Annotated in this window: 19 protein-coding genes; 7 read left to right on the forward strand and 12 right to left on the reverse strand. The window is 69.2% G+C overall.

Annotation, left to right across the window (positions count from 1 at the left end; translation table 11 throughout):
- On the forward strand, positions 1-774 hold a 774-nt coding region (locus SCI24_RS10495), incomplete at its 5' end, for a YifB family Mg chelatase-like AAA ATPase (protein ID WP_318725318.1).
- A gap of 12 nt (positions 775-786) precedes the next feature.
- On the opposite strand, the gene SCI24_RS10500 is transcribed toward SCI24_RS10495, so the two are convergent.
- Positions 787-1,269 carry a hypothetical protein gene (locus SCI24_RS10500; protein ID WP_318725319.1) on the reverse strand — a complete coding sequence of 161 codons (483 nt, stop codon included), beginning with the start codon at positions 1,267-1,269 and terminating at the stop codon, positions 787-789.
- Positions 1,266-2,240: an alpha/beta hydrolase gene (locus SCI24_RS10505; RefSeq protein WP_318725320.1), complete on the reverse strand. Its 975-nt coding sequence runs from the start codon at positions 2,238-2,240 to the stop codon at positions 1,266-1,268. Before SCI24_RS10505 ends, SCI24_RS10500 begins: the two co-directional genes overlap by 4 nt.
- 232 nt (positions 2,241-2,472) lie before the next feature.
- Between SCI24_RS10505 and SCI24_RS10510 the strand changes: the two genes are divergently transcribed.
- Positions 2,473-4,647, forward strand: coding sequence for a malate synthase G (locus SCI24_RS10510; protein WP_318725321.1), 2,175 nt, complete (start codon positions 2,473-2,475; stop codon positions 4,645-4,647).
- A gap of 176 nt (positions 4,648-4,823) precedes the next feature.
- On the forward strand, positions 4,824-5,237 hold the full coding sequence (locus SCI24_RS10515; RefSeq protein WP_318725322.1) for a PaaI family thioesterase: 414 nt from the start codon (positions 4,824-4,826) through the stop codon (positions 5,235-5,237).
- Here SCI24_RS10515 and SCI24_RS10520 read toward each other — a convergent pair.
- On the reverse strand, positions 5,213-5,617 hold the full coding sequence (locus SCI24_RS10520; RefSeq protein ID WP_318725323.1) for a DUF423 domain-containing protein: 405 nt from the start codon (positions 5,615-5,617) through the stop codon (positions 5,213-5,215). The genes SCI24_RS10515 and SCI24_RS10520 overlap by 25 nt on opposite strands.
- A gap of 182 nt (positions 5,618-5,799) precedes the next feature.
- Here SCI24_RS10520 and trmB point away from each other — a divergent pair, with 182 nt between their 5' ends.
- Positions 5,800-6,540, forward strand: a complete 741-nt coding sequence (gene trmB, locus SCI24_RS10525) for a tRNA (guanosine(46)-N7)-methyltransferase TrmB (RefSeq protein ID WP_318725324.1) — start codon at positions 5,800-5,802, stop codon at positions 6,538-6,540.
- Between the two features lie 286 nt (positions 6,541-6,826).
- On the opposite strand, the gene SCI24_RS10530 is transcribed toward trmB, so the two are convergent.
- A complete protein-coding gene (locus SCI24_RS10530) occupies positions 6,827-7,741 on the reverse strand; it encodes an AEC family transporter (RefSeq protein WP_318725325.1) in 915 nt (304 codons plus the stop codon).
- A 110-nt stretch (positions 7,742-7,851) separates the two neighbouring features.
- Here SCI24_RS10530 and SCI24_RS10535 point away from each other — a divergent pair, with 110 nt between their 5' ends.
- Both SCI24_RS10535 and SCI24_RS10540 read left to right on the forward strand, forming a co-directional pair.
- Positions 7,852-8,361 (forward strand): hypothetical protein, encoded by a 510-nt coding sequence (locus SCI24_RS10535; RefSeq protein ID WP_318725326.1) that lies wholly within the window; start codon positions 7,852-7,854, stop codon positions 8,359-8,361.
- Positions 8,362-8,363: 2 nt separating this feature from the next.
- Positions 8,364-8,960: an SCO family protein gene (locus tag SCI24_RS10540; RefSeq protein ID WP_318725327.1), complete on the forward strand. Its 597-nt coding sequence runs from the start codon at positions 8,364-8,366 to the stop codon at positions 8,958-8,960.
- A gap of 13 nt (positions 8,961-8,973) precedes the next feature.
- On the opposite strand, the gene SCI24_RS10545 is transcribed toward SCI24_RS10540, so the two are convergent.
- The 7 genes from SCI24_RS10545 to SCI24_RS10575 all read right to left on the reverse strand — a co-directional run bounded on the left by SCI24_RS10545 (position 8,974) and on the right by SCI24_RS10575 (position 15,076).
- Positions 8,974-10,023, reverse strand: coding sequence for a prolyl oligopeptidase family serine peptidase (locus tag SCI24_RS10545; protein ID WP_318725328.1), 1,050 nt, complete (start codon positions 10,021-10,023; stop codon positions 8,974-8,976).
- A 10-nt stretch (positions 10,024-10,033) separates the two neighbouring features.
- Positions 10,034-10,723: an FKBP-type peptidyl-prolyl cis-trans isomerase gene (locus tag SCI24_RS10550; protein ID WP_318725329.1), complete on the reverse strand. Its 690-nt coding sequence runs from the start codon at positions 10,721-10,723 to the stop codon at positions 10,034-10,036.
- 145 nt (positions 10,724-10,868) lie between these two features.
- On the reverse strand, positions 10,869-11,312 hold the full coding sequence (locus tag SCI24_RS10555; RefSeq protein WP_133636749.1) for a universal stress protein: 444 nt from the start codon (positions 11,310-11,312) through the stop codon (positions 10,869-10,871).
- Between the two features lie 17 nt (positions 11,313-11,329).
- Positions 11,330-12,613 (reverse strand): TRAP transporter large permease, encoded by a 1,284-nt coding sequence (locus SCI24_RS10560; RefSeq protein WP_318725330.1) that lies wholly within the window; start codon positions 12,611-12,613, stop codon positions 11,330-11,332.
- Positions 12,614-12,643: 30 nt separating this feature from the next.
- Positions 12,644-13,222, reverse strand: coding sequence for a TRAP transporter small permease (locus tag SCI24_RS10565; RefSeq protein WP_318725331.1), 579 nt, complete (start codon positions 13,220-13,222; stop codon positions 12,644-12,646).
- Between the two features lie 210 nt (positions 13,223-13,432).
- Entirely contained in the window at positions 13,433-14,455 is a 1,023-nt protein-coding gene (dctP, locus tag SCI24_RS10570; protein WP_318725332.1) for a TRAP transporter substrate-binding protein DctP, read from the reverse strand.
- A 105-nt stretch (positions 14,456-14,560) separates the two neighbouring features.
- A complete protein-coding gene (locus SCI24_RS10575; RefSeq protein WP_318725333.1) occupies positions 14,561-15,076 on the reverse strand; it encodes a TIGR02444 family protein in 516 nt (171 codons plus the stop codon).
- 56 nt (positions 15,077-15,132) lie between these two features.
- Between SCI24_RS10575 and SCI24_RS10580 the strand changes: the two genes are divergently transcribed.
- On the forward strand, positions 15,133-17,076 hold the full coding sequence (locus SCI24_RS10580; protein WP_318725334.1) for an ATP-binding cassette domain-containing protein: 1,944 nt from the start codon (positions 15,133-15,135) through the stop codon (positions 17,074-17,076).
- On the opposite strand, the gene dtd is transcribed toward SCI24_RS10580, so the two are convergent.
- Positions 17,073-17,510 carry a D-aminoacyl-tRNA deacylase gene (dtd, locus tag SCI24_RS10585; protein WP_318725335.1) on the reverse strand — a complete coding sequence of 146 codons (438 nt, stop codon included), beginning with the start codon at positions 17,508-17,510 and terminating at the stop codon, positions 17,073-17,075. The genes SCI24_RS10580 and dtd overlap by 4 nt on opposite strands.
- Positions 17,511-17,535 lie beyond the last annotated feature (25 nt).

Consider the following 17,535-nt stretch of genomic DNA (forward strand, 5'->3'; position numbering starts at 1 on the left):
CTCGAGGTGGCGGCCATCCGCTCGGTCAGCGGGCTTTCGCATGCCGAACAGTGGGGCGTGCGTCCCTTCCGTGCCCCGCACCATACCGCCAGCGCCGTGGCCCTCGTGGGCGGTGGCTCCCGGCCGCGGCCCGGCGAGATCTCCCTGGCCCACCGCGGGGTGCTGTTCCTCGACGAGCTGCCGGAGTTCTCGCGGCACGTGCTGGAGGTGATGCGCGAGCCCATGGAGTCGGGGCAGATCCATATCGCCCGGGCCAGCCACGAGAGGCGCTTCCCCGCCGGCTTCCAGCTGGTGGCGGCCATGAACCCTTGCCCCTGCGGCCACCTGGGCGACCCGCGCCAGGCCTGCCACTGCACGGCGGCCCAGATCCAGCGCTACCAGGCGCGCCTCTCGGGGCCGCTGCTCGACCGCATCGACCTGCAGGTGGAAGTGCCGGCGCTGGCGCCGGAGCAGCTCACCTCCCGTGAACCGGGGGAGTCCTCGGCGGTGGTGCGCGAGCGGGTGCTGGCGGCCCGGGCCCGCCAGGCGGCCCGCGGCGCACTGAATGCGCGACTGGCCGGGCAGGCCCTGGAGGAGGCCTGCGCCCTGCAGGCGGCGGATCGCGCCTGGCTGGCCGGCGTGCTGGAGCGTCTCAAGCTGTCGGCCCGGGCCTACCACCGGGTCCTGCGGGTGGCGCTGACCCTGGCCGACCTGGTCGACGAGGCGCGTCCCGGGCGGGACCAGCTGATCGAGGCGATCGGCTACCGCCAGCTCGATCGCCTGCTCAAGGGCTGAGGGCCTTCCCGCTCAGAGGGCGGTGGCGTCCAGAGCGCCGCTGATATCGCTGTGCCACTCCGGCGCGTCGTTCCCGGCGCGCCGCAGCTCCAGGCTCAGGCGATAGGGCAGCAGCTCGCGGTCGGAGAGTTGCAGCCGGGGGCCGTCGGCCACGAGTCGGCTGTCCAGGCGCCACTGGTTGTCGCCGCCCCCCTCGGCCATGGCATCCCGCCACTCCAGCACCTGGGGGCCGTCGGGAACCGCCAGCAGGGCGCGGGTCAGGCTCTCGAGCACGCGCTCGTCGCCGAGCCCCAGGGCGGGGTCGACCTCCGGCCTGGCCACCAGCAGCACCTGATCGACCGCCGGGCTGGGCAGGGGCGGCGTCGCCGTGAGCCGCTCGGCGGCGCGCTCGCCCAGGCCGAACAGGGCCTGGCGCAGGGTGGTCGGCTGCTCCGGCGCAGCGGCACAGCCGGCGAGCAGCAGGGTCGCCAGCAGCAGGGACAGGTAGGGTTTCATGGCGAGTGTATCTCCCGGGGTGAGGTGTCGACCGGCTCCAGTCCGGCAATGAAGCGGTCGAGGATCGTGAAGAGCTCGCGGCGAATCGGCTCGGCCTCGTTGACCAGGTGGTGACGGGCCTCGGGGTGGCGATGGATCTCGGCGCCGGGGAACTTGCGCGCCAGCACCTCGAGGTTCCACTCCCAGTCCACCGTCAGGTCCTGCTCACCCTGCAGGATCAGGGTGGGGACCGGGCTAGGCGGCAGCGCCAGCAACTGCGGCATCCAGCGGCGCATGGCCCCCACCCAGTCCATCGCCAGGCGGTCGGCCTGCAGGGGGTCGCCCTCGCGCAGGAAGTCGGCGAAGTCGGCATCCGTGGAGTTGGCGCGGAACTTGCGCGGGATCGACTCCACGAAGGGGCCCACCAGGCGGTGCAGCCAGCTCGACTGGTTCCAGCCCCAGGGGCGGACCAGCGGCGCCAGCAGCGCCAGGCCCGACCAGGCACCGTCATCGCCGCGGGTCAGGGCGTCGGTGGCCAGTATCGCCGCCCCGGTGCTCTGGCCGACGCCCAGCCAGGGTCGGGGGGCCAGCCCTTCTTCCTCGAGATGTTGCTGCAAGTGGTGCAGGCAGCTGCCATAGTCCTTGAAGTCGTCGATGGAGGCACGGCGGCCGCTGGAGAGCCCATGGCCGGGCAGGTCCCAGAGCACGACCCGCCAGCCCCGCGCGAGCAGGCACTCCAGCAGGTGACGGTAGAGGCCTAGGTGGTCGAAGTAGCCGTGTACCACGAAGGCCGTGCCGATGGGCGAGTCGGGACTCCAGACCTGGGTCCAGAGGCGGAAGTCACCGGCCTCCAGGTACCCCACGTAGAGACCCACGTGCTCGGCAAGCAGGGGCGCCAGGCCGTAGTGACCCAGGTAGCGCTCGAGGTCCTGTCCGGACAGGTCTGCCGGGGCCAGGGGGCCCAGGGCCTGCAGGGGGGTGAAATCGCTCATCGGTTCCTCCGCAATGCCCGTTCATGCTAGCGGCAAGCCACCGGCCCGGCCAGCAATGCCTTGCCGGCCGGCCGCGGTCTCATCATTTGGTCTAGCGCGGGGCAGCAGAGTCCCGCGACGGGTTTACATGTGGAAGCATTTTCCACAAAATTGGCGCTACGCAGTCACCATTCCCTGTCCGGCCGGTCGGTGCCAGGGGGCACCGAGCAGCCAAGCATGAGGAGCACGACCCATGACCCAACGCATCACTCGCCATCGCCTTCAGGTGGCCGCCGAGCTGGACCGCTTCATCAACGAACAGGCCCTGCCGGGCACCGGTGTCGACCCCGAGGCCTTCTGGGCCGGCGTCGACGCCCTCTTCCATGATCTGACCCCGCAGAACCGCGAACTACTCGCAGAGCGCGACCGCCTGCAGGAGAAGCTCGATGCCTGGCATCGCGAGCACCCCGGCCCGATCCGCGACATGGCCGCCTACCGCGCCTTCCTCGAGGAGATCGGCTACCTGGTCGAGGCCCCGAAGACGGTCCAGGTGACCACCACCAACGTCGACCGCGAGATCGCCGTCCAGGCCGGCCCGCAGCTGGTGGTGCCGGTCAACAACCCGCGCTATGCCCTGAACGCCGGCAACGCCCGCTGGGGCAGCCTCTACGACGCCCTCTACGGTACCGACGCCATCTCCGAGGAGGGCGGGGCCGAGAAGGGCGAGAGCTTCAACCCCAAGCGCGGCGAGAAGGTCATCGGCTACGCCCGCGGCGTTCTCGACCGCGCCGCCCCGCTGGCCACCGGCTCCCACCACGACGCCGTCAAGTATGCGCTGCGTGACGGCCACCTGGTGGTCTCCCTGGAGGGCGGTCGCGAGACCGGTCTCAAGGAGCCGGGCAAACTGGTGGGCTTCAACGGCCCGGCCGAGCGCCCGGCGTCTGTGCTGCTGGTCAACCATGGCCTGCACCTGGAGATCCAGATCGACCCGAGCCACCCGATCGGCAAGACCGACCCGGCCGGCGTCAAGGACGTGGTGGTCGAGGCGGCGCTGACCACCATCATGGACTGCGAGGACTCCGTGGCGGCGGTGGATGCCGAGGACAAGGTCGGTGTCTATGCCAGCTGGCTGGGCCTGATGAAGGGTGACCTGGAGGAGCAGGTCGAGAAGGGCGGCAAGACCATCACCCGCCGCCTCAATGCCGATCGCACCTGGCAGAACACCGACGGCGGCAGCGTGACCCTGCCGGGCCGCTCGCTGATGTTCGTGCGCAACGTGGGCCACCTGATGACCACCCCGGCGGTGCTGGATGCCGACGGCAACGAGCTGCCCGAGGGCATCCTCGACGGCATCGTCACCGGCCTGGTCGCCCTGCACGACCTCAGGAAGGGCGAGGATGAGCCGCGCAACTCGCGCACCGGCTCCATGTACATCGTCAAGCCGAAGATGCACGGCCCCAAGGAGGTCGCCTTCTCCAATGCGCTGTTCGGGCGCATCGAGGACATCCTCGGCATGGACCGCGACACCCTGAAGATGGGCATCATGGACGAGGAGCGTCGCACCTCCGTCAACCTCAAGGCGTGCATCGCGGAGGCCAGCTCGCGGGTGGTGTTCATCAACACCGGCTTCCTCGACCGCACCGGCGATGAGATGCACACCGCCATGGAGGCGGGCCCGATGATCCGCAAGGGCGACATGAAGGGCTCGGCCTGGATCCAGGCCTACGAAAAGAACAACGTCCAGGTCGGCCTGGCCTGCGGCCTGCGCGGCCGCGCCCAGATCGGCAAGGGCATGTGGGCCATGCCGGACCTGATGGCCGCCATGCTAGAGCAGAAGGTCGGTCATCCCAAGGCCGGCGCCAACACCGCCTGGGTGCCGTCGCCCACCGCCGCCACCCTGCACGCCCTGCACTACCACCAGGTGGACGTGGCGGCCCTGCAGCGCGAGATGGAAGGCCAGGGCGATGTGGACTTCCTGAATGACCTGCTCACCGTGCCGGTGGCCGAGTCGCCGCAGTGGAGCGAGGAGGAGCTCCAGCAGGAGCTGGACAACAACTGCCAGGGCATCCTCGGCTACGTGGTGCGCTGGGTCGAGCATGGCGTGGGCTGCTCCAAGGTGCCGGATATCCATGACGTGGGCCTGATGGAGGACCGCGCCACCCTGCGGATATCCAGCCAGCACATCGCCAACTGGCTGCACCACGGCGTGGTCGATGCCGCCCGGGTCCGCGAGACCCTGGAGCGCATGGCCAAGGTGGTCGACCAGCAGAATGCCGGCGACCCGGAGTACACGCCGATGAGCGCCGACTTCGCCGCCTCGACCGCCTTCCAGGCCGCCAGCGACCTGATCTTCAAGGGGCGCGAGCAACCCGCCGGCTATACCGAGCCGCTGCTGCACCACTGGCGCGCCGTGCACAAGGCCAAGTAAGGCCATCGCCGGAGGGGGCCGGCCTGAGCCGAGCCCCCAGAGAGAACGCCCCCGCGCGGTCATGCCGCGGGGGCGTCTTCGTTGGCGGGCTCGACGTTCGGTGACTGTCGGCCAGGGGCCGGCTCGGCTATCGTGGGGCCTGCCTCGCCATCACCACCACCCCAAGGAGCCTGCCGATGACCGTGATGACCGCCGCCGCCATCGAGGACTTTCTCGACGAGATCTTTCCCCAGCGGACGGGGACCATCGAGGGCGTCGACGAGATGCGTGCGACCATGAGCCTGGCCATCGAGGACGAGCACCTGCGGCCCGGGGCCAGCGTCTCCGGCCCCACCCTGATGGGGCTGGCCGACGTCTGCCTCTACGTGGCGATACTGGCCCAGATCGGCCCCGAGCCCATGGCCGTGACCAGCGACCTGCATTGCCGCTTCCTGCGCCGGCCCCGGGGCGATCGCGATATCATTGCCAACGCCCGGATCCTCAAGCTGGGGCGCCGCCTGGCGGTGGGCGAGGTGCAGCTCTTCTCCGACGGCGACGAGCGGCCGATGGCTTTGGTCACCGCCACCTATGCGCTGCCGGACGGCGACTGACCCGGTGGCCGGGCGCGCAGCACCGCCACCGCCAGGGCAAGCCAGCCACCGATCATCAGCAACCCGCCGAGGGGCGTGATCATTCCCAGGCCTGTCGCGCCGGTGAGCGCCATGGCGTAGAGCGAGCCCGAGAAGAGCGCCATGCCGGCCGCCCAGAGCCCCATGGCCAGCCGCTGGCCCGTCTGGGGTTGCGTTGCCCGCCAGGCCAGCAGCGCCAGCAGCGCCAGGGTGTGCCACGCCTGGTAGCGCACCCCGGTCTCGAAGGCCGCCGCCAGCCGCGGGGCCAGCTGCCCCTCCAGCGCATGGGCGCCGAAGGCACCGGCCATCACCACCAGGGCGCCGGAGAGCGCCGCCCCCAGCCACCATCCCCTGTCCTGCATTCTGACCCTCCTTGTCTTGACTGACTGTTATGGTTGCGCGGATTCGCGAGAGGCGCCGGGTCAGCCTCGAGTGTCCGGTTGGCATTGTCTGCCTACCGTACCCGGCGGCGTCCTGAGCCGCTACAATACGCGCCCCCAGCTTCTTCCAGGCAAGCGTTTCTCCCGACAAGAGCTCCCGCGCCATGACCGACCCGCGACACGACGACAAGACCACCGGCCCCGAGGGCCCGGACGCCCCGCTGCACCGCCGTGGCATCAAGAGCTATGTGCTGCGTGCCGGCCGCATGACCCAGGCTCAGACCCGGGGGCTCGAGGAGGTCTGGCCGCGTCTGGGGCTCTCCCTCGCCGATGGCCGCCAGGACCTCGATGCCCTGTTCGGGCGACAGGCACCCCGGGTGCTGGAGGTGGGCTTCGGCATGGGGGCCTCCCTGATCGAGCAGGCCGAGCGCCACCCGGATACCGACTTCATCGGCATCGAGGTGCATGCGCCGGGGGTCGGCAAGCTGCTCGACGAGGCCGACAAGCGCGGCCTGACCAACCTGCGCGTCTATCGCGAGGACGCCCTGGCGGTGCTCGAGCAGTGCCTGCCCGAGGCGAGCCTCGACACCCTGCAGCTGTTCTTCCCCGACCCCTGGCCGAAGAAGAAGCACCACAAGCGGCGCATCGTGCAGCCCGCCTTCGTCGAGCTGGTGCGCACACGGCTCAAGCCCGGTGGCACCCTGCACATGGCCACCGACTGGGAGGCCTATGCCGAGTGGATGGCCGAGGTGATGGACGCCGCCCCCGGCTTCGCCAACACCGCCGGCCCCGAGACGGCCCCCTATGTGCCGCGCCCCGAGTTTCGCCCGTTGACCAAGTTCGAGGCGCGCGGCGAGAAGCTGGGGCACGGCGTCTGGGACCTGATCTTCAAGCGGGTCGACTGACCCCCGCCAGGACCTGCCCTGTCCGCGCCCCCGGCATCCCACAGGTGCCGGGGGCGCCGTCGTATGGGGAAAAGGACGTCGTCGGGGTAGTGCGATGAACCAAAAGAAAGCCGCCCCGGGCGGGGCGGCAAAGGGACCGTGACTAGCAATGAGAGGGAGAAACCAGGGCAGGAAACTGGCGGGTTCCTGCCCGGCGTGGCGCCTCATCAACGCCACGGTTAAAGCGTAACCATTCCTGTTTGCGCTGTCAATGCAAATGCGAACGCTTTTCGTTAGCGGCGTGCCGTCAGCCGGCGAGACGCAGCCAGAGCGGCAGGGTCACCATGGCGAGCAGCGTCTGGCCGGTGATCAGGGCCGCCATCAGCTCGGCGTCTCCGCCCAGCTGGCGGGCCAGGATATAGGCCGAGGTGGCGGTGGGCAGGGCGGCGAAGAGCAGCGCCACGTCGCGGGTCACCGGGTCCAGGCCCAGCAGCAGGGCCAGGGCGAGCACGAGGGCCGGCATCAGACCCAGCTTGACCATGTTGGCGGCCCAGACCCCGCGGTCAAGCCTCAGCAGCGCGGCGGGACGCAGCGCCACGCCCACGGCCACCAGGCCCAGCGGCAGGGCGGCACGCCCCAGCAGCTCCAGGCCGGGTTGGCTCCAGCCGGGCAGCCCGATGCCGCTGAGGTTGAGGACGATGCCGGCCAGGCAGGCCAGGATCAGCGGGTTGCGGGTCAGGGCGGCGAGGCTCTTGCCCAGGCTCGCCGAACCCAGGGTCCCGGCCGCGATGAAGCTCACCACGCAGAGCACGTTGACCACCGGTACCATCAGCGCTACCGCGACCGCGGCCACCGTGGCCCCGGCACTGCCGTGCAGGGCGGCGGCCCCGGCCACGCCGACATAGGTGTTGAAGCGCAGCGAGCCCTGGAAGGCGGAGGTAAAGGCTGGCGCATCGAGTCGCAGCCGGTTCCGAAACCCCCACAGCAGCAGGCCGAACAGGCCCATGGCACCGAGCAGGGCGAGGGCCAGCCGGGCCACCGGCACCTGGGCGACGTCCGCGGTGGCCAGGGTCGAGACCAGCATGGCGGGAAACAGCAGGAAGTAGATCAGCCGTTCCATGCGCGGCCAGAAGTCGCCGCCCGGCTGGCGCCACCAGCCGAGCCCGGCGCCCAGCAGGATCAGCAGGAACAGCGGCCCCAGTGCATTGCCCACGCCTTCCATGACACCTCCCTCGCGATGCTCCCCCTGCGACATCCTTGCGCACTTCGCCGCAGGCAAATGCTGATAAGCTTACCTCCATCCTGCCACCGATGGAGGCCCCGTTCTCCGCCATGCCACAGCGCATCCTGTCGTCGACCGGCGCGGCCCGCCCCCCGCTGCTGCGCCTGCTGATCATCCTCACCCTGCTGACCCTCGCCGTGGCGCTCTGGTACCTGACTCGCTACAGTCTGCGCGACGAGGCCGGCGTGCAGTGGCATCCGCCGGTGGAGGCCCCCTGCGACCTGCATACGGCCCCCTGCACGGCGCGCCTGGGGCAGGGCATCTCGCTGCGCCTGGCGATCGGGTCCGACGGCCCCATCCGGGCCCTGGAGCGCCTGCCGCTGGAGGTGCGCCTGGCGGGCATCGACGCCGAGTCCGCCCGCGTCGACTTCGTCGGCCGCGACATGGACATGGGGCTGCACCGCTTTCCCCTCGAGGCCGCGGGCGGCGGCGTCTTCCGCGGGGAGGGGCAGGTGGCGATCTGCACCGAGGCGGTCATGCCCTGGCGCGCGAAGGTAGTGGTGGACACCCCGCAGGGGCGTCTGGGAAGCTGGTTCGACTTCGACGTGGCGAGGCGGTGATCATGAAGCGGCGAGGCATCTGGCTGGGACTGGGCGCGATACTGGTGGTAGTGGCCGTCGGCCTTGGCCTCTACCAGCAGCAGCTGAGGGGGCAGGCGAACGGCGAGCCCCAGGGGGGGCCGATCGAGCTGCCCTCGACCGAGGGCGAGTTCTCGCTGAGCCAGCTCGACGATGACCAGCTGGCGGTGGTCTTCTTCGGCTACACCTGGTGCCCGGACGTCTGCCCGATGAGCCTTGCCGTGGTGCGTCAGGTGATGGGGCGCCTCGACCCCGAACAGCGGCGCCGGGTGGTCCCGCTGATGGTCTCGGTGGACCCCGAGCGTGACACCCTGGCACGGCTGAAGGAGTACCTGGCCTTCTTCGGGGAGGCGTTCATCGGCGCCACCGGCAGTCAGGAGGCCCTCGAGGAACTGGCCGAGCGCTATGGCGTGATCTGGCGCAAGGTGGAGACCCCGGACTCGGCCATGGCCTACACCATCGATCACAGCGCCTCGCTTTTCCTGGTCGACCGCGACGGCGAGATTCTCCGTCGGGTGCTGCACTCTCCCACTTCCGGGCCGCTGCAGGCCGCCCTGGAAAAGGCGCTGGCCGAGGGGTGAGGCGCCGGCCGGCTCACCTTCCGTCGGGTGCCTGCTGCAGGCGCTCGATCATGGCCATCAGCGCGCCCGTCTGCGAGCCCTGCCGGCTGTCATGCAGGGGGTCGAGTTGCCAGGTGCTCTCGGCAAAGCCCCACCAGTCCCAGCACCCTTGGGGGTTGGGCAGGCTGGTCTCCGCCTGGGGGTAGAGCACCAGCCGTCGATTGGCAGCGGCCCACTCGTTGAGGCCGCTGTGTCGGACGAAGGTCTCATCGATCTGCTCGACGTCCATGGCACAGCCATGCAGCGCCACGGTCAGCTCGCAGCCTCCCTCCTTGCAGCCCGCCGGGACGAACAGGTAGCCGGTGTCACCCAGTCCGCGGGCGTCGAAATCCGACTGGTCGAAGCGCACCAGCTCGCCCCGGGGCTCGCCCGGCTCGGGGGTCGCCAGGTCGCCGTGCAGCCAGCCCAGCATCTCTCCGGCGATGTCCAGGTCGCAGGCCAGCAGGTGAGTACCGCCTCCCGCGCGGCAGTCCGCCAGGGTGTCCACGGGCGTGCCCGGCGGCGCCGCCAGCGGCCAGCCATGGCCGGCCTCCTCGCTCTCCATGAACCTCAGCTGGTCATCGGGCGAGGCCAGCCAGTCGCGGAACTGCTCGGCAAGCGCATGTCCCAGTGGCGGGACCACGGTCTCGTCGTTGGCCCCATGCCAGATGAAGACCCGCAGCTCGGCCAGGGCCTCGGGGTTGCCGACCAGCTCGCGCTGGCGGTACCCCTGGTAGCGGTCCTCAAGCTCCGCCGGGTCCGGCATGCCTCGCCGGGTCGTCATGCACTGGCCCAGGGCCAGGCCCAGGGAACCCCGGGCGCAAGCCCAGGGGCCGGCAGCCGCGACCCCCAGCCCGGCGAACCGCTCGGGCCAGGCCACCGCCAGCTGGGTAGCCATGTAGCCCCCCGAGGAGACGCCGAGCACGCTGACATCGTCCCGGTCGGCCCCCAGGCCTGGCAGCTCTGCCGGCGGCTCCTGGGCGGCCAGCGGGGCGGCCAGCCCCAGGCAGAGGCCGGCAGCGGTCAGGCAGCGGAGGGCGTTCATCCGGGCCGGATCATTCACCGGCTACGTCGAGCAGCTCGACCTTGAAGATCAGCGTCTCGTGGGGGCCGATGGGACCCTGTCCCTGGGCGCCGTAGGCGAGGTCGGAGGGAATCACCACTTCCCAGGTGTCGCCCACGCTCATCAGCTGGAGGGCCTCCTGCCAGCCCTCGATGACCTGGCCGACCTGGAAGCTCACCGGCTCGCCGCGCTCGTAGGAGCTGTCGAAGACGGTGCCGTCGATCAGGGTGCCCTCGTAGTGGACCTCGACGGTGTCATCGGCGCCGGGGGTCGCGCCGTCGCCGGACTCCAGCTCGCGATACTGCAGGCCGGAGTCGGTGACCGTCACCCCGTCCTGTTGGGCGTTCTCTTCCAGGTAGGCCTCGCCCTTGGCGCGGTTGGCCGCGGAGCGCTGTTCGGCCTCGGCCTCGCGGGCGGCCATGGCCTCCTGCTGGAACGTCGTCAGGGCCTCGGCCATCTCCTCGTCGCTCATCTCCAGCTCGCCGCCGTCGAAGACGTCACGGATGGCCTGGGTGAAGGCATCGATGTCCAGGTCCTCGACGTCCTGCTGGATGCTCTGACCCAGGGTCACGCCGAGGCTGTAGCCCAGCTTCTCGTTGTCGGTCTCCGGCGCGGCGGCCAGTGCCAGGGGCGCGGCGGCCAGCAGGGCCGCCAGGGAAGCGGAGGTCAGCAGTGTCTTCATGAAGGAACCTTGTACGTTGGCGCGCGCGCGCCTCGGGTGGATGTAAGGTAATGCGCGGAATCCATGGGACTCTAACAGGGCCGGGCCGGTTCCGCACCCGCATGGCATGCGGGGGGAACCGGCCCGGCGAGGGGGCGCGCGAGGGTCAGACGATCAGGGTCGGGCAGTGGGCGGAGCCGGCCACCCGCTGGGCGACGCTGCCCAGCAGCAGGCTCTTGTCGCCGTTGGTTCCCTGGGAGCCGATCACGATCAGGTCGCACTCGCGCTTGCGGGCGAAACGCACGATGGTGCGCGACGGCCGCCCCCCCTTGACGAAGGCGCGTACCCGCTCGGCCGGCACCCCGAGCTCCACGGCATGGGACTTGGCGTGGACCGCGATCTCGGTGGCGTACTCCTTGAGGGCGTCATCGGGCAGGTCGAGACGGTCGGGCCGCACCATGGAGAGCGAGGCCTCGAGCAGGCTGTGGTGCTTGAAGACGCACAGGATGTAGAGCTCGGCCCCGGTCAGCAGCTGCAGGCCGGCGCCTTTCTCGAGCGCCTTGAGGGCGCCCTTGGAGCCATCTACCGGGACCAGTATCCGATTGAACATGGTCGTTACTCCTTGGATCAGCGGAACGCCAGGTCACGCAGGAACAGGGCGATCTGCGGGAACATGATCAGCAGGGCCGCGGCCAGGATCAGCATGAAGACGAAGGGCGGTGTGCCCTTGATCACGTCCAGGTAGGGACGCTTGAAGATGGCGATGGCGGTGAAGATGTCGCAGCCGAAGGGGGGTGTGGCCGAGCCGATGGCTACCTGCAGGGTGATCAGGATACCCACCAGCACCGGGTCGAGCCCGGTGGCCGCCACGGCGGGGGCGAAGATCGGCGTCAGCACCAGGATCACCACGATGGGGTCGACGAACATGCAGGCCACGAAGAAGGCGATGCAGATGGCGATCAGCACCCCCGTGGGGCCGGCCTCGTTGATGCCCGCGGCCGCCAGGATCTCCTGGGGGATCTGGGCGAAGGAGATGATCCAGGAGAAGCCATTGCCCACCGCCACCAGGATGAACACCACGGCGGTGATCAGGCCGGTGGACTTGGCGATGGCGTAGATGTCGTTGACCTTCAGCGAGCGGAAGATCAGGAACTCCAGGAAGATGGCGTAGAGCACGCAGGCCGCGGCCGCCTCGGTGGGGCTGAAGATGCCGCCGTAGATGCCGCCGACGATGATCACCGGGAAGCCCAGCGGCCAGAGGGCCAGGCGGACCGCGGTGAGGCGCTCGCCCCAGCTCGACTTCGGCTCGGTGGGAACCTTGCGCACGGTGGCGTAGATCACGCAGTAGATCGAGAACATCAGCAGGATCAGCAGCCCGGGCCCGATGCCGGCGATGAACAGCTCGCCGATGGAGGTCCCCGAGATGACCCCGTAGATGATCATGCCGATGCTGGGCGGGATCAGGAAGGCGATATCGCTGGAGTTGATGATCAGCGCCAGGGTGAAGGAATCCGAGTAGCCGGCCTTGAGCATCTTGGGGCGCAGGGGCGAGCCCACTGCCACCACGGTGGCCTGGGTGGAGCCCGACACCGCGCCGAACAGGGTGCAGGAGGCGGCGGTGGAGACCGCCAGGCCGCCCTTCACATGGCCGATGAAGGACATCACCATGTTGATCAGGCGCTCGGCCGACTGGCCCCGCGTCATGATGTCCGCGGCGAGGATGAACATCGGCACCGCGATCAGTGAGGCGGGGCGGATGCCGGCCATCATCTGCTGGATGAGCGTGTCCATCTGGCCCAGGCCATTGAACATCATGTAGAAACCGATCACCGCCGCGGTGATCAGCGGGATCATCATGGGAAAGCCCAGCAGCAGCAGGGCGATCATGGTGGTAACCATTATTGTCGTCATCGTGCGTTCCCCCGGGCGTTCTGCCCTGCGTCAGACTTCCGTTTCCGTGTCCTTGTAGCCGTCGAGCACGCCGGTCGACAGGTAGACGTCCCGCGACGTCAGGTTCTTGATCGCGGTGAGCAGGTACTGGATCCCGGTGATCAGAAAGCCCAGGGGTACCCAGACGTAGATCCACCAGATCGGGAAGCCCAGCGCCGGCAGGATCCTGCCCTTGGACTTGAGGTCCAGGATGTAGACGATCGAGTAGTAGAGCAGGAAGAACATCACCAGCGAGGTGATCAGGGCGATGAAGATCATCAACGCCTTGCGGCCGCCCACCGGCAGGGCATCGTAGATCGCCGACATGCGGATGTGGCGACCGTGGCGGGCGGCATAGCCGATGCCGGCGAAGGTGATCATGATGATCAGGATGCGGTTGATCTCGCCGGAGAAGAAGATGCTGTTGCCGAACACGAAGCGGGCGATGACGTTGGCGATGGTATTGAAGGCCATCAGCAGCACCCCGAGCGCCAGGATTACCGCCTCGAGCTTGCTGATGAAGGTGTCGATGGTGCCCAGAAAGCCCGGTAGCCCCGAGCGATAGTGCTTTTCAGACTCTTCGTCGGTCATGTCCGTACTCCCCTTCGGCTGCAATGCGGGAAAATCAGGATTCTCTTATGGCAAGCATACGCGTGGATGCCTGGGCCGGTGGCCGCCTACATCAACGCTGGGTGCACGCTGCCATGTCCGGAAGCCCGATGCCCGGAAACGCCGTGTCCAGAAACAACAGGGGGGCGGCCCGGGCAGGCCACCCCCCTTCAAGGTCGAAGGCGGCGGGGATTACTCCGCGTCTTCGGTCACGGCCTCGAGGTCGGCCTTGAACTGATCGAGCAGTTCCTTGCCGCGCTCGCCGGTCATGTCGATGAACTCCTCCTCGACCTGGGGCGCGCGCTCCTTGAAGGCCTGGATCTGTTCCTCGTTCAGGCGAGTCACGGTGACCTCGTCGGAAGCCTCCTGGATCTTGGCCAGCGACTCCTCGGCCAGGCCCTGGATGTGCTCGATGGTGTGATCGTAGGCCGCATTCGCCGCCTCACGCACCAGTTCCTTGTCCTCGTCGGAGAGGCCCTCGAAGAAGTCCTGGTTGGCCATCATGGCGGTGGTGAACCAGCCATGGCTGGTGAAGGTCAGGTGCGGGGAGACCTCGTAGAGGCCGCCGGACTCGATCCAGAAGATCGGGTTCTCCTGGCCGTCGATGATGCCGGTCTGCAGGCCGCCATAGACCTCGCCCCAGGGCAGCGGCGTGGGGGTCGCGCCGAAGGCGTTGTAGGTCTCCGCCAGCAGCGGGTTGGTCATGGTGCGGATCTTCTTGTTCTTGAAGTCCTCGGGCGAGGTGATCGGCTCGTCGGCGGTGACCACCATCTCGCCTTCGGGGTACATCTTGAGAAGCTCCAGGCCCTGCTCGGCATAGAGCTCCGGGAACATCTCGTTGATGGCCTTGCTCTCGTCGAAGAACTCGAGCACATGGTCCATGTCGGTGGGCATCAGATAGGGGATGAAGAAGATCTGTGCCTCGGGGATCAGCGAACCGGTGAAGCCGGGCGACTGGTTGACGAACTGCAGGATACCGTTCTGGGTCTGCTCCATGATGTCGTCGGACTCGCCGAGCTCACCGAAGCGGTAGACCTGGACGCTGTGGTCGGAGTTTTCCTCCACGTAGCGCTTGAATTCCTGGGCGAAGACGTCCTGGACGTCGCCCTCGTACTCCTCGTGGGCATAGCGCCAGTTGTCGGCGAACGCAGCGGTGGACATGCCGAACATCAGCGCGCCGATACCGGCGCCGGTCAACAGCTTGTGTGACTTCATTCTTGTGGTCCCTCTGCAGGTTTGTCCCGTGATGGAGGATGCGGCCATCAGCGGGTGTCAGGTGAACATGACATTCACTCGTCTGAATTCAGGCTAGCGTGGCCGTCATGGGGGGTCAAGCTGGCTTTCCAGGGTTCGAAGGGCGCTAAGATGAGGTTTTTTCTGCACTTGCAGGCGGATGGCGAGGCGTTCCGACAGGCGGGGAGGGGGGCTCGGCAGGGCAGAGAGCCGGCCGCCCTCGCGTGCCAGCCGCTCCAGGCGCGACAGCGCCTCGCGCTCCGCCTGGAGCTCGGCCTGCTTGAGCGTGCGGCGCAGTGCAGCCACGGACTCGCTCTCCTGGGCCTCCGGCTTCAGTTCCCGGCGCAGCTGGCGCAGGGGGGCGGTGACCTGGCGCTGCCAGCGGCGGAACGGCTCGAGGCTCGCATCGCACTCCAGGCCGTGATGATGCAGCCAGCAGTGCCAGAGCAGCTCGCAGACATCGACCCCGGCCTCGTCCTGGAGCACCAGGCAGGCCGCCTCGACGCCGCCGCTCCCGTAGAGGGCAAGGGCGAACTCCCACAAGGGGGCGTCGCGCAGTCGGGTCCGCAGAGCGGGCGGCAATTGGGTAGAATCGTGGCTCATGACACGGCTGTCGTCCCGCTGGGCGGCAGCCTCACGGACTGCCGAGTGGAGCCTGCATGATCGCACTGCGCCAAGTTTCCCTGCAACGCGGCACCCAGACCCTGCTCGAGGGGGCCGACCTGACCCTGCACGCCGGCCACAAGGCGGGCATCGTCGGGCCCAACGGGGCGGGCAAGTCGAGCCTGTTCAAGCTGCTGCTCGGCGAACTCTCCCCGGACAGGGGGGAGGTGGAGATGAGCGGCGGCCAGCGCATCGCCCACATGGACCAGGAGGTGGAAGCCCTGGAGCGCTCCATCGTCGACTACGTGCTGGACGGCGACCGCGAACTGCGCCAGACCGAGCAGGCCCTCGAGGCCGCCCGCGAGCGGGGCGACGCCCATCGCGAGGCGGAGCTGCATGGCGCCATCGAGGCGCTGGACGGCTACAGTGCCCCGGCCCGGGCGGCCCAGCTGCTGGTGGGGCTGGGCTTCGTCCAGGCCGACCTGGACCGGCCCCTGGCCGCGTTCTCCGGGGGCTGGCGGATGCGCGTCAACCTGGCGCGCACGCTGTTCAAGCCCTCCGACCTGCTGCTGCTGGATGAGCCCACCAACCACCTGGACCTGGATGCCCTGCTGTGGCTCGAGCAGTGGCTCACCCGTTATCCCGGCACCCTGCTGCTGATCTCCCACGACCGCGACTTCCTCGACGCGGTATGCGACCACATCGTGCACTTCGATCGCCGCAGCCTGGTGCTCTATCGCGGCAACTACTCCACCTTCGAGCGCACCCGGGCCGAGAAGCTGGCCCTGCAGCAGGCCGAGGCCGCCAAGCAGCAGGCGCGCCGCGAGGAGATCGAGCGCTTCGTGGCGCGCTTCCGCTACCAGGCCAACAAGGCCCGTGCCGCCCAGAGCCGGCTCAAGACCCTCGAACGCATGGGGGATATCGCCGTGGCCCATGCCGACTCGCCCTTCCACTTCACCATCCCCGCCGCCGACAAGGTCTCCCACCCGCTGCTGGTGCTCGACGAGGCGCGCCTGGGCTACCGCGACGATGCCGGACGGGAGACGGTGCAGCTCGACGGCGTCAAGTTGACCCTGCTGCCCGGCCAGCGCATTGGCCTGCTGGGCCCCAACGGGGCCGGCAAGTCGACGCTGATCAAGTCGCTGACCGGCGACCTGCCGCTGCTGTCTGGCCGGCGGGTGGCCGGCGAGCACCTGGCGATCGGCTACTTCGCCCAGCACCAGCTGGAGGGGCTGGACCTGGCCGCCACCCCCTTCATGCACGTCCAGCGCCTCTCGCCCACGGCCGCCGACCTGGACATCCGCAAGTTCCTGGGCGGCTTCGGTTTCCACGGCGACGACGTCTTCGCCGAGGTGGGGCGCTTCTCCGGCGGCGAGAAGGCGCGCCTGGCCCTGGCGCTGGTCGCCTGGCAGAAGCCCAACCTGCTGCTGCTCGACGAGCCCACCAACCACCTCGACCTGGAGATGCGCGAGGCGCTCACCGAGGCGCTGGCGAGCTTCGAGGGGACGGTGATCATCGTCTCCCACGACCGCCACCTCTTGCGCGCCACGGTGGACGAGTTCTGGCGGGTGGCCGACCATCGCGTCGAGCCCTTCGACGGCGACCTGGAGGACTACCGGGCCTGGCTCAAGGCGCGCCTGGAGGGCGAGCGCCGCGAGGCTCGGGCCGACAAGGCCGACCGCCAGGCCGAGGCCGACGTGCCCAGGGAGGATCGCAAGACCGCCCGTCGCGCCGCCGCCGAGCTGCGCGAGAAGCTGCGGCCGCTGAAGAAGCAGCGCGACCGCGCCGAGCAGGCCATGGAGAAGGTCCAGGTGGAACTCGCCGCGGTGGAAGAGACGCTGGGCGACGCCGAGCTCTATACCGACCCCGCACGCAAGGCGGAGCTCACCGAGCGCCTCGGTCGCCAGGGCGAGCTCAAGTCGCGCCTGGAGGAGCTGGAGCAGGCCTGGCTGGAGGCCGAGGAGGCGCTGGAGGCCATGGAGGCCGAGCTCGGCGGCTAGCTCTCCAGCAGGAAGGTCACCGGCCCGTCGTTGACCAGCGAGACCTGCATGTGGGCGGCGAACTCACCGCTGGCGACCCTCGGCCAGGCGTCATGGGCGCGCTGGAGCAGGTAGTGGAAGAGGCGGTCGCCCTCGGCGGGCGGCGCGGCGCTGGAGAAGCTGGGCCTCAGCCCCTTGCGGGTGTCGGCGGCCAGGGTGAACTGGGAAACCAGCAGCAGGCCGCCGTCGGCCTGCTGCAGGTTGCGGTTCATCCTGCCCGCGTCGTCGGGAAACACCCGATAGTGCAGCAGCCTGTGCAGCAGCCGGTCGGCGGCCGCCTCGTCGTCGCCCTTCTCGACCCCCACCAGGGCCAGCAGGCCCGTGCCGATGGCGCCCACCTCGCGATCGTCCACCTCCACGCTTGCGCGCTTCACGCGCTGGATCAGGGCCTTCATCGGGCGGGGTCTCCTTGGCTGCCGT

This window comes from Halomonas sp. (genome assembly GCF_033549285.1).
Classification (GTDB): Bacteria; Pseudomonadota; Gammaproteobacteria; order Pseudomonadales; family Halomonadaceae; genus Halomonas.

Coding starts and splice junctions, on each gene's coding strand:
- SCI24_RS10565 (WP_318725331.1), bottom strand. CDS start 13,222: ATGACCGACGAAGAGTCTGAAAAGCACTATCGCTCGGGGCTACCGGGC.
- SCI24_RS10545 (WP_318725328.1), bottom strand. CDS start 10,023: ATGAACGCCCTCCGCTGCCTGACCGCTGCCGGCCTCTGCCTGGGGCTG.
- trmB (WP_318725324.1), top strand. CDS start 5,800: ATGACCGACCCGCGACACGACGACAAGACCACCGGCCCCGAGGGCCCG.
- SCI24_RS10530 (WP_318725325.1), bottom strand. CDS start 7,741: ATGGAAGGCGTGGGCAATGCACTGGGGCCGCTGTTCCTGCTGATCCTG.
- SCI24_RS10510 (WP_318725321.1), top strand. CDS start 2,473: ATGACCCAACGCATCACTCGCCATCGCCTTCAGGTGGCCGCCGAGCTG.
- SCI24_RS10550 (WP_318725329.1), bottom strand. CDS start 10,723: ATGAAGACACTGCTGACCTCCGCTTCCCTGGCGGCCCTGCTGGCCGCC.
- SCI24_RS10540 (WP_318725327.1), top strand. CDS start 8,364: ATGAAGCGGCGAGGCATCTGGCTGGGACTGGGCGCGATACTGGTGGTA.
- dctP (WP_318725332.1), bottom strand. CDS start 14,455: ATGAAGTCACACAAGCTGTTGACCGGCGCCGGTATCGGCGCGCTGATG.
- SCI24_RS10560 (WP_318725330.1), bottom strand. CDS start 12,613: ATGACGACAATAATGGTTACCACCATGATCGCCCTGCTGCTGCTGGGC.
- dtd (WP_318725335.1), bottom strand. CDS start 17,510: ATGAAGGCCCTGATCCAGCGCGTGAAGCGCGCAAGCGTGGAGGTGGAC.
- SCI24_RS10580 (WP_318725334.1), top strand. CDS start 15,133: ATGATCGCACTGCGCCAAGTTTCCCTGCAACGCGGCACCCAGACCCTG.
- SCI24_RS10520 (WP_318725323.1), bottom strand. CDS start 5,617: ATGCAGGACAGGGGATGGTGGCTGGGGGCGGCGCTCTCCGGCGCCCTG.
- SCI24_RS10555 (WP_133636749.1), bottom strand. CDS start 11,312: ATGTTCAATCGGATACTGGTCCCGGTAGATGGCTCCAAGGGCGCCCTC.
- SCI24_RS10500 (WP_318725319.1), bottom strand. CDS start 1,269: ATGAAACCCTACCTGTCCCTGCTGCTGGCGACCCTGCTGCTCGCCGGC.
- SCI24_RS10505 (WP_318725320.1), bottom strand. CDS start 2,240: ATGAGCGATTTCACCCCCCTGCAGGCCCTGGGCCCCCTGGCCCCGGCA.
- SCI24_RS10535 (WP_318725326.1), top strand. CDS start 7,852: ATGCCACAGCGCATCCTGTCGTCGACCGGCGCGGCCCGCCCCCCGCTG.
- SCI24_RS10515 (WP_318725322.1), top strand. CDS start 4,824: ATGACCGTGATGACCGCCGCCGCCATCGAGGACTTTCTCGACGAGATC.
- SCI24_RS10575 (WP_318725333.1), bottom strand. CDS start 15,076: ATGAGCCACGATTCTACCCAATTGCCGCCCGCTCTGCGGACCCGACTG.